A 13205-nucleotide genomic window follows, 5' to 3' on the forward strand; every position below is an offset into this window, starting at 1 on the left:
GCCACTACTGTCCACCGGCCTCTTATTCATTGGATTTAGTTTTCACAAAGCGGATAAAAACCAAGCCCAAAGCAAAGAAAATACTCATGGAGAGCGCTGCAAAACGCATGTTATTGTAATGCTCTATCAGGGTAGCAAAGATAAATGTCCCCAGGATAATGGCAATCTTCTCCAGCACGTCATAAAAGCTGAAATAGGTGGTGTTATCCATAGAATCCTGTGGCAGCAATTTGGAGTAAGTGGACCTCGACATTGCCTGGAGGCCACCCATTACCAGGCCTATCACTGCAGCTACCCCATAAAACTGGTACTCTACGTTCGGATTTTCCTTATTAAGGAAATAGGCCGCCAGGCAAGCGCCGATCCATAAAGCCACTGCAATGCTGATAACATTTTTGTTACCTATTTTGCGCGACAGCCAGGAGAAAAATAAAGCCCCCACAATCGCTTCAATCTGGATCAGCAACAGGGTCATAATCAGCTTGTCCTGTGCCATATTGATCTCGCTTTTGCCAAACAGTGTGGCCATAAGGAAGATGGTCTGCATCCCCACACTGTAGAAAAAGAAACTCGTTAAAAAATATTTGAGATTCCGGTTCCCAAAAAGATGGTTGCCCACCTTATACAATTCGCGGAAACTCTCTCTTGCGATATCGATGTAAAAATAGATATTAGACTTAAGCACGCACATAAAACCACCCTCCTGCTCATGGCTTTTAAAGATATTCTTATAATTAAGCAGTACCAGATCTTTTGGCAGCTGGTCTTTGACCTGGCCAAACTGCGGCAGGTGCCTGAATGTATACTGTGAGAAACCAAACCACCAGGCCCCTGTCAGCAGAAAGCTGACTCTCGTGTAGATGGCCGCCTGCTTGGGAGTCTCGGCACAAACCTGAATCAGTACCAGGCAGATCACTACCAAAATTACCGAACCTATGTAGCCGTAAACATAACCTTTTGCAGAAAGGGCATCCTGTTTATCTGTAGTGGCAATATCGGGCAGAAAGGAATTGTAAAATACCAGACTTCCCCAGAAGCCCACACTTGCCGTAACGCTGAAGAGCAATCCCAGCCATACCGTGCCCATCCCTGTAAACATCGCCAGCCCCATGCAGGAGGTCGCGCCCAGGTAGCAGAAAAACTGCAGGAAGGATTTTTTGTTCCCTATTGTATCGGCAAGCGACGACAATATCGGTGAGAGCAATACGACAATAAAGAAGGATAAAGTGAGGGAATAACCATACACCGCATCCGGCTGGTAGGCCTTACCGAAAACATGAATCAGATTGCGGACCGGCACCTTGATCCACTGCCCCGTTTCTTTGATATACTCATCCTTCTCATAGGCAGTGGTAAGAATCGAGTAATAGATGGGGAAAATCGTGGAGGTAATCACCAGTGAATAAACCGAATTGGCCCAGTCATAAAATGCCCAGGCGCGCATAATCTTGGGATTATTCTTGATTGATTTTACCGGTTTTGTATGTTTGTCTGACATTAGATCAAAATTATTTGGACAAAAATAAAAAAACCATCCATAAAATAATCATTAATGATTTTAATTAATCAAGATATTTTTATCGGCAATGATCCGTGCAGCATAACCATCCTCCACTCCCGCTGTATTGTACCATGCGAGTGACGGTAACCGCTGTTTTATAAAACGGGCAGTTTTAGGGCCGGGCAAGAGATGGATCTGTAAAAAAACTTCCGGCGCCCTCAGAAGCTAAGCCTCTTCAGAAACGCCGGAAGGATTTGAGTTTAACAGTGGCAAGGCACTTAAAAACAATTTTGATACTCAGTTAATTGTGGTATTATATTTTTTAAATCTTCCAGTAGCTATTACAGATTGAGCGGACTGTTGATTTATCTTCTGCTACATTCGTACAATCAGCGATATCTTTTCGTTTTCGACACCAAAAAATAATGAAAATGCGTTCGCCCAGCTGATTTAACATTTTTCTGGCCTACTGCAGGTTCTCTATGACCACTGCCGTGGCACCGCCGCCGCCGTTGCAGATAGCCGCCGCCCCGTATTTACCATTATTCTGTTTCAGCACGTTAATCAATGTTACCAGGATCCTGGACCCCGAGCTCCCCAGCGGGTGCCCCAGGGATACGGCGCCTCCGTTGACGTTCACCTTAGCAGGATCCAGACCCAAAATTTTGCTATTGGCAAGCCCTACAACCGAAAAAGCCTCATTCAATTCAAAAAAGTCAATCTCGTCTTTGGAAAGGCCGGCTTTTTTAAGGGCCAGCGGCAAGGCTTTGGAAGGCGCTGTAGTAAACCGCTCCGGCTCTACTGCGGCATCCGCGTAGGAAACAATCCTGGCCAGAGGTTTGATGCCCAATCCGGCTGCTTTTTCTGCCGACATCAGGATGAGTGCCGAAGCACCATCGTTTAAAGTAGAGGCATTGGCAGCGGTTACCGTCCCATTTTCTTTTTGAAAAACTGTTGGCAAAGCCGGAATTTTATCAAATTTAACGGCTTTATATTCCTCGTCCTCAGAAAAAAGGACTGGCTCCCCTTTTCGTTGCGGGATGCTGACCGGCACCACTTCTTCCCTGAATTTTCCCGCCGCCCACGCTGCTGCTGATCTTTCGTAAGACTGCACTGCAAAGGCGTCCTGTTCTTCGCGGCTGATATTATTTTCTTTGGCACAAAGTTCGGCACAAACGCCCATGTGCTGCTTGTTATAGACATCTGTAAGGCCATCTTTCAGCAGGCCATCCTGCATTTTAATCTCACCTAACTTTACGCCATTGCGGCCGTCGAGGTAATGGGGCACCATAGACATATTCTCCATGCCGCCAGCTACCAGGATCTCCACATCCCCTGCCTTGATGGCCTGCGCCCCCATGGTTACAGCTTTCATTCCCGAAGCACAAACCTTATTGATAGTGGTCGCCGCAGTACTTACCGGCAGTCCTGCCCCTATTGCTACCTGCCTTGCCGGCGCCTGACCTTCGCCTGCCTGCAAAACATTCCCCATATAAATTTCCTGAACCAGAGCGGGATCCAAATTTATTTTTTCTAAAGCACCTTTTACCGCAGTAACCCCTAATGTGGTTGCGGGTACACCATACAGGCTGCCCATAAAACTGCCCATCGGCGTTCTGGCTGCTGATACAATTACGACATCGTTCTTCATATTTTTATAATTGCTTTTTATTTTACTCTTTTTTTAGCGGTTAAAAAGATGATTACTGCGCCTAAAAACTCCAAAAACCATCCCCAGGACAATGTTACAGTTCCTGCCAGGGTACTTTGCCATGCCTTAACCGGTACAAAACTGAAAAAATCAGATGATTTTGTTTTGACGGCCATGATGGTCAGCGCAAAAAGCAGGAGCATCAGCAGGGCGGTAATCTGTAACCAGGTTTTTTTTCCAGTCCAGGCCAAAACAGCCGCCAACAGTGCTAACAGCCAGGCTGTTATTGCCAGACTATGGTCGATATGCCAATAATCCCAATATCCGATGACGGGGACATGAACCAGCGGTAAAAAGCTGCCGGCAATGACGATTATAATCCCTGTAAACTGTAGTGTTTTCATCTTTAAATCCTGTAAGGCAATGTAAAAAAAAATTGATATACCAACCAAAAAGATGAATGAGGGCTTTTGAAGATGGAAGATGGGTGATGGGTGATGGATGTTGGAAGATGGGTGAAAGGTGTTGGATGGATTTTTTTAACGCAAAGAGCACAAAGATTTTTTATGTTGATTATGTTGATCGGCGCAAAGGCACTTCGTTCAGCTAAGGGCAAGCGTGGTTTTTGGGTCGCGGAATGGGATTGCCGCGTCGTTCGTGCCTCACTTCTTGCAATGACGTTTTCGTTTTTTTTGATTTTAGTAAGGCACAAGGGAACTGAGGTTCTGGCGTACTTCCCGATACATTTTCCTTTGCGCTGCTGCGGAAAATACTCGAAGTGACGGGAGGATGTTAAGTGTGGGATGTTGGAAGATGGAAGATGGGTGATGGATGTTGGATGGTTTTTTTTAACGCAAAGAGCGCAAAGATTTTTTTATGTTGATTATGTTGATCGGCGCAAAGGCACTTCATTCAGCTAAGGGCAAGCGTACTTTTTGAGTCGCGGAATGGGATTGCTGCGTCGTTCGTGCCTCACTTCTCGCAATGACGTTTTCGTTTTTTTGATTTTAGTAAGGCAAAAGGGAACTGAGGTTCCGTCTGGCTTCCCGATACATTTTCCTTCGCGCTGCTGCGGAAAACACCCGAAGTGACGGGAGGATGTTAAGTGTGGGATGTTGGATGTTGGATGAAAGGTGATGGATGTTGGATGGATGTTGGATGGATTTCTTTAACGCAAAGAGCGCAAAGATTTTTTATGTTGATCGGCGCAAAGGCACTTCGTTCAGCTAAGGGCAAGCGTGGTTTTTGGCCGCGGAATGGGATTGTTGCGTCGTTCGTGCCTCACTTCTTGCAATGACGTTTTCGTTTTTTTTTGATTTTAGTAAGGCACAAGGGAACTGAGGTTCTGGCGTACTTCCCGATACATTTTCCTTTGCGCTGCTGCGGAAAATACTCGAAGTGACGGGAGGATGTTAAGTGTGGGATGTTGGATGTTGGAAGATGGATGAAGGGTGATGGATGTTGGACGGTCTTTTTAACACAAAGAGCGCAAAGATTTTTTTATGTTGATTATTTCGATGGGCGCAAAGGCACTTCGTTCAGCTAAGGGCAAGCGTACTTTTTGAGTCGCAGAATGGGATTGCCGCGTCGTTCGTGCCTCACTTCTCGCAATGACGTTTTCGTTTTTTTTGATTTTAGTAAGGCAAAAGGGAACTGAGGTTCTGTCTGGCTTCCCGATACATTTTCCTTCGCGCTGCTGCGGAAAACACCCGAAGTGACGGGAGGATGTTAAGTGTGGGATGTTGGAAGATGGGTGAAGGGTGATGGATGTTGGATGTGGGATGTGGGATGTTGGATGATGGAAGATGAGTGATGGATGTTGGATGGTTTTTTTTAACGCAAAGAGCGCAAAGATTTTTTTATGTTGATTATGTTGATGGGCGCAAAGGCACTTCGTTCAGCTAAGGGCAAGCGTACTTTTTGAGTCGCGGAATGGGATTGCCGCGTCGTTTGTACCTCACTTCTCGTAATGACTTTTTTAACAGAAAGGCACTATTCGTTTTTTTTGATTTTAGTAAGGCACAAGGGAACTGAGGTTCCGTCTGACTTCCCGATACATAAAAATGTGGTGATTGGGAATCATGGTTTTTGGGTGCCGGGTTCTATGATGCCTTAATGGTTCCGGCTTTTTAAGACTATTTCTATGTCTGTAAGAGAGGTGTTTTTGGCTTTGAGGAGCACCAACAGGTGGTACAGCAGATCTGAGACTTCGTTTCGGAACAGATCACTGTTATCGTCTTTGGCTTCGATGACAACTTCCACCGCCTCTTCCCCAACTTTCTGCGCTACCTTGTTGATGCCGCGTTTGTAGAGCTGATTGGTGTAGGAATTTTTGTCATCTGAATCAATCCTTTCAGAAATGATTTGTTCCAGTTCATATAAAAAACCCTTATTTTCTTTCTCCCCGAAACAGCTGAAACTTCCGGTATGGCACACCACATTTTCGGGAACTGCTTTGATGAGCAGCGTATCCTGATCACAATCCACCTTGATGTCTTTTACGTAAAGGAAATTCCCGGACTCTTCACCTTTGGTCCATAACCTGTTTTTGGAACGGCTGTAAAAGGTTACTTTTCCTTCGTTTTGCGTTTTTTGAAAAGCTTCTTCATTCATATATCCCAGCATGAGAACCTGCAATGTTGTGTCATCCTGGATAATTACGGGCACCAGCCCATTGCCTTTGTTAAAATCTATATTCATTTTTATTTTTGATTTACAATTGTTGGTTTACGATATTTAATAATTCCAATATCTGCTTACATTCTTACGGCGATATTCTGTTGGTTTAAAAACTGTTTCAGTTCAGGAATTGCCACTTCACCAAAGTGAAAAATACTCGCTGCCAGAGCGCCGGTTGCTTTGGTTTGTGCGAACACGGCCTCAAAATCTTCCTTTGTGCCGGCTCCGCCCGAAGCAATCACGGGGATATTTACCGTTTCCGCAATCAGTTTTGTGATCCTCAAATCAAAACCGGCCTTGGTCCCGTCTGCATCCATAGAGGTGAGTAAGAGTTCCCCTGCTCCCAGTTCTTCGACTTTTTTTGCCCAGGCTAAAGTTTCCCATTCAGTTGCTTCCCTGCCCCCTTTGATGTGCACCCTGTCTTTACCCTGCACCCGTCTGGTGTCAATCGCCACTACAATGCATTGTTTCCCAAACTCTTCCGACAATTCTTGGATTAAATCAGGGTTTTTCACCGCCGATGAATTGATGCTGATTTTATCCGCACCGGCATTCAGCAATTTCCGGACATCTTCCACAGCAGAAATCCCGCCGCCCACGGTAAAAGGAATACTCAGTTCGCGGGCAATCTTTTTAACGAGTTCCACAAAGGTTTTGCGCTCCTCTACTGTCGCGGTAATATCCAGGAAAACCAGTTCATCCGCGCCCTGATCCTCGTATTTTTTGGCCAGTTCCACAGGATCTCCCGCATGCGTTAAGTTCACGAAATTAACACCTTTCACAGTTTGCCCGTCTTTAATATCCAAACAGGGAATTATTCTTTTTTTAAGCATTTTCAATTAATTATTTACTTTTAATAACTGCTGCAGCGAAATTCTGTTTTCATAAATCGCTTTGCCAATGATAGTTCCGAAACAACCGATTTCTTTCATTTTTATGACATCATTGATATTGGAAATTCCGCCGCTGGCAATTAAATTAATTTTTGACTGAGTTAAAATCTCCTGATAAAGCCCTGTTGATGGCCCTTCCAGCATACCGTCTTTTGATATATCGGTGCAAATCACATTCTTAATTCCTTTCTTTTCATAATTTGAAATAAAATGGAGGACATCCAAATCGCTGCCTTCCAGCCAGCCGGAGGTTTTAATCTTGCGGTCTAAACAATCCGCACCGAGAATGATTTTTTCTGCACCAAATTGCTCTAACATTTCAAGGCAAAATTCAGGATTTTGAACGGCAATGCTCCCCAACGTAATTTGCTTTGCCCCAGAGTTGAAAGCCAGTTCCACATCTTCTTTTGACTTGATGCCACCTCCAAAATCAATTTGCAGACTGGTGTTGGCCGCGATATGTTCCAATACTTTCTGATTGATGATATGTTTCGCTTTGGCGCCATCCAGGTCCACTAAATGAAGGAATTTGATTCCGTTGGCTTCAAATTCTTTAGCGACTTCCAGAGGATTTTCGTTATAAATTTTCTTTGTATCATATTCACCTTTGGAAAGGCGGACACATTTTCCGTCGATGATGTCTATGGCCGGGATGATTTTCATTTTTGTTGTATTATGTAAAATGTATAAAGTAAAAAGTACGAGTTACTTTATACCTTGTACTTTTAAAAAGTTTTCCAATATTTTAGTACCGGTTTTTCCGGATTTTTCCGGATGAAACTGGGTGGCGAAAAAATTTTCTTTTTGCAATGCCGCTGCGAAATCCAAAATATAACCGCATGCTGCCACCGAATATTTGGAGTTTTCGCAATAATAGCTGTGCACAAAATAGACATTCTCATCTTCTGATACACCTTCCATCAGAGGTCCTTTGAGGTTTTTTAAATTATTCCAGCCCATGTGCGGCACGATATCATCTGAAGGGAATAATTTGACATCAATGTCGAAAATCCCCAAACCTTCGGCATGGCCTTCTTCCAGATTGCGGCACATCAGCTGCTGCCCCAAACAAATCCCTAAAACCGGCTGTCTCAAAGTGGGGATCAACTGCTTCAGACCGGCATCCCGAAGGTAACGCATGGCCGAAGAAGCCTCTCCCACACCGGGGAAAATCACTTTTTCTGCATTTCTGATTTCTTCAAAATCATCAGTCACTTTGGATTCGACACCCAACCGAAATAAGGCATTTTGAACGGATTCCACATTCCCGGCGTTGTATTTTATAATAGCAATCATTTTGATTTACGATTTACGATTTCTGATTTACGAGTCTGGAATTACGATGGACTTTACTTAAATCGAACATCATCATTCCAACATTTACAACATTCCTTTTGTTGATGGCAGATTAAAATTAGAATCTGACTGATTCACCGCCATTTTGACGGCTTTTGCAAAAGCTTTGAAAACCGACTCGATTTTGTGATGTTCATTCTCCCCTTCTGCTTTTATATTCAGGTTACACCTGGCAGAATCGGTAAATGATTTAAAAAAATGCTGAAACATTTCCGTCGGTACGTCGCCTACTTTTTCACGTTTAAAACCCACATCCCACACCAGCCACGGCCGGCCTCCAAAATCAACTGCAACCTGCGCCAGGCAATCATCCATCGGCAATAAGAAGCCATACCTTTCGATTCCTTTTTTGCTTCCCAGAGCTTTCAAAATGGCCTCTCCAAGAGCAATCCCTGTATCTTCGACGGTGTGGTGTTCATCAACCTGAAGGTCGCCTTTGACTTTAATTTTTAAATCCAAATTGCCATGCCTTGCGATCTGGTCGAGCATGTGATCGAAAAAATGAAGCCCTGTGGAAATTTCCGCTATTCCGGTTCCGTCCAGGTTCACTTCAATCAAAATATCGGTTTCTTTGGTGGTTCTTTTGACGGTTGCTTTTCGCGGTTCTGCTTTCAGGAACTGATAAATTTCCCACCATGAATTCGTTGTAAAAGTCGCTTCTCCAAAATTATCTTCAGCCAAGAAAATCGATTTCGAACCCAGGTTTTCCGCCAGCTGGACATCCGTTTTCCGGTCGCCAATAACATAAGAATTCCCGAGGTCGTAATTGCCGTAAATGTACTTTCCGAGTAAGGCAGTCCCTGGTTTCCGGGTCGGTTTATTTTCGTGTTCAAAAGAATCATCAATGATAATATCTTCGAACTCAATCCCCTCATTTTTAAAGGCCTGAAGCATTTTTCGGTGCGGCTTTTCGAAATCTGCAGTCGGAAAACTTTCTGTTCCCAGGCCATCCTGATTGGTCACCATGACCAATTCATAATCCAGTTCTTTTACAATTTTCGCCAAGTTTTGAAAGACGCCGGGAACAAACTCCAACTTCTCCAAAGAATCGACCTGGAAATCGATCTTTGGCTCTTCAATCAGCGTTCCGTCGCGGTCTATAAATAATACTTTTTTCATGTCTTTTATTCGAATTTTTGAAGGGTTTCAATCAGTTTTTTATTTTCTTCGGGCGTTCCGATTGTAATTCTAACACAATTTTTCACGACAGAATTCCGGTTGCGGATAATCACTTTTTCATTCACCAGATAATCATACAACTCATTGGCATTATCCACCTCTGCCAAAAGAAAATTGGCGTCGGTTGGATAGATTTTTTTCACCATTTCTAAATCAGTTAAAGCAGAAATTACAAGCTCTCTCTGTTTTAAAATCAATTCCAATTGTTTGTTAATTTCAGAAGCATTTTTCAATGTTTTCAAAACGGCTTCCTGATTCAGGCTGCTGATGTTGTACGGCGGTTTTACTTTATTTAATAATGAAATAATTTCCGGGTTTGAAAATGCCATTCCAACGCGCAAACCAGCCATTCCCCAATATTTGCTAAAGGTTTGCATCACTAACAGATTTGGATGTTTTTCTAATTGTGAAATCCATGATTCCTGATCTGCAAAATCGATATAAGCCTCATCCACCACCACAATACCGCTGAAATTCCCCAGGATAAAATCGACCGCTTCCTGTTGAATCAGATTGCCTGTCGGATTATTGGGCGAGCATATAAAAACGAGTTTTAAACCTGAATTTTGAAGTGTATTTTTTAGATTTTCATCAATAGAAACCTGAAAATTTTCATCCAAAGAAATTTGAAGCAATTCAGCATCATTAATGTTGGCCGCCACTTCGTACATGCCATAAGTTGGAGTAAATGTGAGAGCCTGATCTTTTCCCGGATTTGTGAAAACCCTGAACAGGAGATCAATCACTTCATCGCTGCCGTTTCCCAAAAATAGGCTGTCAGAACTGGTATTTTTGATTTTCGAAATCTCATTTTTAAGTTCCTTCTGATAAGGATCCGGATAGCGGTTCCATGATCCGAAAGGATTCTCGTTGGCATCCAGAAAAACACCTTCCGCACCGGAAAATTCATCACGCGCACTGGAATAAGGCTTTAAATCCAGGATATTTTTCCGAACCAGTTTTTCAATATTAATTTTTTTGCTCATGATTCTAAAGATTTTAAACGGACAGAAACAGCGTTTTTATGGGCAAATAAACCTTCTGCTTCCGCCATAATTTCGATGGTTTTTCCGAGATTTTGAATTCCCTTTTCACTTAGTTTTTGGAAGGTTACTTTCCGGACAAATGAATCCAGGGACACGCCGCTGTAATTTTTGGCAAAGCCATTGGTTGGCAGCGTATGATTGGTACCGCTGGCATAATCGCCGGCACTTTCGCAGGCGTAATTCCCCAGGAAAACCGATCCGGCATTCCGGATTTTGCCGGTCCATATTTCGGGATTTGCGATCGCTAAAATTAAATGTTCCGGCGCGTAGCAATTGCTTAATTCAAAAGCTTCGTCCAAGGACTCCATCAAAATAAAGCGGCTGTTTTCAATGGCTTTTGCTGCCAGTTCTTTTCTTGGAAGTTGGCTCAGCTGACCTTCAAGCTCCAATAAAGTTTCCTTGAAAACCGTTTCATCAGTCGAGATAAAAACCACCTGCGAGTCGGCACCATGCTCGGCCTGGGACAGCAGATCCGCCGCACAAAACTCCGGGACCGCCTGTTGGTCGGCAATTAGTAAAACTTCACTTGGGCCGGCCGGCATATCAATCGCAAGGCCCAGCTCTGTTGCCAATTCTTTGGCCGCGGTGACATACTGATTGCCCGGACCAAAAATTTTATAGACTTTCGGTACTGTTTCTGTCCCTAAGCTCATTGCGGCAATCGCCTGTGAGCCTCCGATTTTAAACATTTCGGTAATGCCGCAAAGTTGCGCTGCGTACAAAATGGCAGGATCTATTGCCCCCTCTTTGTTAGCCGGCGAGCACAGGACAATCTGTTTACAATCCGCCAATTTTGCCGGTATTGCCAGCATGAGGACGGTGGAAAACAAGGGCGCGGTGCCGCCCGGGATATAAATGCCCACTTTTTCGATGCCGCGGCTTTCGCGCCAACACTCTACGCCGGGCACGGTTTCTATTTTCTTAGTTTCTTCTTCTTGGGAACGGTGAAAAGTTTCAATATTTTTTTTAGCATGTTGAATCGCTGCTTTTAATTCATCTGAAACTTCATTGCTTGCCTTTTCAATTTCTTCCTGAGAAACTTTAAAAGAATCCAGTGACACGCCGTCAAACTTTGAGGTGTAATATTGCAATGCGGAGTCGCCATCATTTTTTACTTTTTCAAAAACTTCCGTAATGGTTGCCCGAAGGTTCTTTTTTTCCAAAACGGGGCGCCTGATAATCCCGGCCCAGTCGGATTTTTGTGGATATTGATAGATGTTCATTGTTCTGCTATGGAATTAATTTATCTTAAATGCTTCGAGAGCCTCAGCATGACATTTTTGTATTTACGAATTAGGATTTACAGTACTTAATTTTAGATTTTGGATTTTAATCAATAGATGAAAGAGACTAGAATAAAGACTTATAACCACTGTTTATTTTAAAATCTATTATCAATTCTTTAGAGGTCATAAGATATTGTCATATCCCAAATATTCTTTATTAAAAGGCTTTATGACTATTTTTTATTCCCGCAGATTATTCCGATTACGCTGATGCTAAATTTAAAATCCATAAAATCAGCCTTATCAGCGGGAATATTACATTTCTAAGTGTGAAATTAAGTTAGGATGTCTATCATTCTTTTCAAGAACCTACCTTTTAAATCCCCTATTTAAAATCCTAAATCAAATCACCATTTTATCAATCGGGATCACCAGGATATCCTGTGCGCCGGCCTGTTTCAGTTCATCGATGACTTCCCAGAAGCGGTTATCGTCAATCACAGAGTGGATACTGCTCCACCCTTCTTCTGCCAGGGGCAAAACGGTGGGGCTTTTGAGGACCGGAAGGATTTTGGAGACCTGCTCAATCTTTTCGTTGGGGACATTCATCAGGATATATTTGCTTTGTTTTGCTTTCAGTACTGCCCTGATCCTAAATATTAACCGGTCGAGGATGGCCTTTTTTTCTTCGGAGAGCGCCTGGTTAGCCACCAGGACCGCTTCAGATTTCAGGATGGCCTGCATCTCTCTCAGGCCGTTTTTGAAAAGGGTGCTCCCCGAACTTACAATATCGCAAATCCCTGCTGCCAGGCCGATATTGGGTGCAATTTCCACCGAACCTGAGATCTTGTGGATGTCAGCCCGGATGCCATTTTTCGCCAGGAACTTGGAAAGCGTATTGGGATAGGATGTGGCGATCTTCCTGCCCTGGAAAAAGCTGATATCATTGGTTTCCACATCCTTGGGAACGGCCAGTGAGACGCGGCATTTTGAAAATCCCAGGTATTCGAGAATGTCGATTTTTTTCTCTGTTTCTTCCAAAAGATTGGAGCCGATGATGGCCACATCCACCACGCAGTCTTCTACGTACTGTGGGATATCCGAGTTTCTGAGAAAATAAATTTCCAATGGAAAATTATCGCAAATGACCTTCAGCTGGTCTTTTCCGTCGTTGTAAGAGATGCCGCAGTCTTTCAGAAGTTTCAGGGATTCATCGTAAAGCCTTCCGCTCTTTTGGATGGCAATTTTCAGATTACTCATGTCCGTTTTTGTTTAACTGTCTGAGTCCGCCACACCTGAGCCTTGTAAAAACAAAAATCCCGTCTGACTGACTCAAACGGGATTAGATATTATTTTTTTTTATTACGTCATATCATGATCAGCTCGCTTGAGGGCAAGTATGAAAATGATGATGATGTAACTGAATGAAGTTCATTTTTCGATTTTGTTATACAAATGTAGAAAAAATTATTAAGGCCGCGGCAATTATTTTTATTTTTTTTGAAGATGGATGATGGGTGTTGGGTGATGGATGATGGAGGATGGATGTTTTTTTTAACACCAGGAGCGCCAGGCTTTTTTTTAATCATACTTATGTTGATGAGCGCAAAGGCACTTCGTTCAGCTAAGGGCAGGAATATTTTCGGGGTGGATGAATTGATGATGGATGTTGGA

Annotated in this window: 10 protein-coding genes and 1 pseudogene; all 11 read right to left on the reverse strand. The window is 43.3% G+C overall.

What is annotated here, in order from left to right; all coding sequences use genetic code 11:
• Positions 1 to 22: 22 nt before the first annotated feature.
• The 11 genes and pseudogenes from B0B05_RS03625 to hisG all read right to left on the reverse strand — a co-directional run bounded on the left by B0B05_RS03625 (position 23) and on the right by hisG (position 12791).
• Positions 23 to 1498, reverse strand: a complete 1476-nt coding sequence (locus B0B05_RS03625) for an MFS transporter (protein ID WP_076782121.1) — start codon at positions 1496 to 1498, stop codon at positions 23 to 25.
• 469 nt (positions 1499 to 1967) lie between these two features.
• A complete protein-coding gene (locus tag B0B05_RS03630) occupies positions 1968 to 3152 on the reverse strand; it encodes a thiolase family protein (RefSeq protein ID WP_076782122.1) in 1185 nt (394 codons plus the stop codon).
• A gap of 17 nt (positions 3153 to 3169) precedes the next feature.
• Positions 3170 to 3556, reverse strand: a complete 387-nt coding sequence (locus tag B0B05_RS03635; RefSeq protein ID WP_076782123.1) for a hypothetical protein — start codon at positions 3554 to 3556, stop codon at positions 3170 to 3172.
• A gap of 1708 nt (positions 3557 to 5264) precedes the next feature.
• Positions 5265 to 5861: pseudogene (hisIE, locus tag B0B05_RS03645) on the reverse strand (bifunctional phosphoribosyl-AMP cyclohydrolase/phosphoribosyl-ATP diphosphatase HisIE); the annotation flags it as partial.
• A 47-nt stretch (positions 5862 to 5908) separates the two neighbouring features.
• Positions 5909 to 6664 carry an imidazole glycerol phosphate synthase subunit HisF gene (gene hisF, locus B0B05_RS03650; RefSeq protein ID WP_076782126.1) on the reverse strand — a complete coding sequence of 252 codons (756 nt, stop codon included), beginning with the start codon at positions 6662 to 6664 and terminating at the stop codon, positions 5909 to 5911.
• A gap of 6 nt (positions 6665 to 6670) precedes the next feature.
• Entirely contained in the window at positions 6671 to 7387 is a 717-nt protein-coding gene (gene hisA, locus B0B05_RS03655; protein WP_076782127.1) for a 1-(5-phosphoribosyl)-5-[(5-phosphoribosylamino)methylideneamino]imidazole-4-carboxamide isomerase, read from the reverse strand.
• A 42-nt stretch (positions 7388 to 7429) separates the two neighbouring features.
• Positions 7430 to 8020 (reverse strand): imidazole glycerol phosphate synthase subunit HisH, encoded by a 591-nt coding sequence (gene hisH, locus B0B05_RS03660; RefSeq protein ID WP_076782128.1) that lies wholly within the window; start codon positions 8018 to 8020, stop codon positions 7430 to 7432.
• 84 nt (positions 8021 to 8104) lie between these two features.
• Entirely contained in the window at positions 8105 to 9199 is a 1095-nt protein-coding gene (hisB, locus tag B0B05_RS03665) for a bifunctional histidinol-phosphatase/imidazoleglycerol-phosphate dehydratase HisB (RefSeq protein WP_076782129.1), read from the reverse strand.
• A gap of 5 nt (positions 9200 to 9204) precedes the next feature.
• Positions 9205 to 10245 (reverse strand): histidinol-phosphate transaminase, encoded by a 1041-nt coding sequence (gene hisC, locus B0B05_RS03670; RefSeq protein WP_076782130.1) that lies wholly within the window; start codon positions 10243 to 10245, stop codon positions 9205 to 9207.
• Positions 10242 to 11528 (reverse strand): histidinol dehydrogenase, encoded by a 1287-nt coding sequence (gene hisD / locus B0B05_RS03675; protein ID WP_076782131.1) that lies wholly within the window; start codon positions 11526 to 11528, stop codon positions 10242 to 10244. Before hisD ends, hisC begins: the two co-directional genes overlap by 4 nt.
• A gap of 405 nt (positions 11529 to 11933) precedes the next feature.
• Positions 11934 to 12791 (reverse strand): ATP phosphoribosyltransferase, encoded by an 858-nt coding sequence (gene hisG, locus B0B05_RS03680; protein WP_076782132.1) that lies wholly within the window; start codon positions 12789 to 12791, stop codon positions 11934 to 11936.
• Positions 12792 to 13205 lie beyond the last annotated feature (414 nt).

It is taken from the genome of Epilithonimonas bovis DSM 19482 (assembly GCF_900108115.1).
Lineage (GTDB): Bacteria > Bacteroidota > Bacteroidia > Flavobacteriales > Weeksellaceae > Epilithonimonas > Epilithonimonas bovis.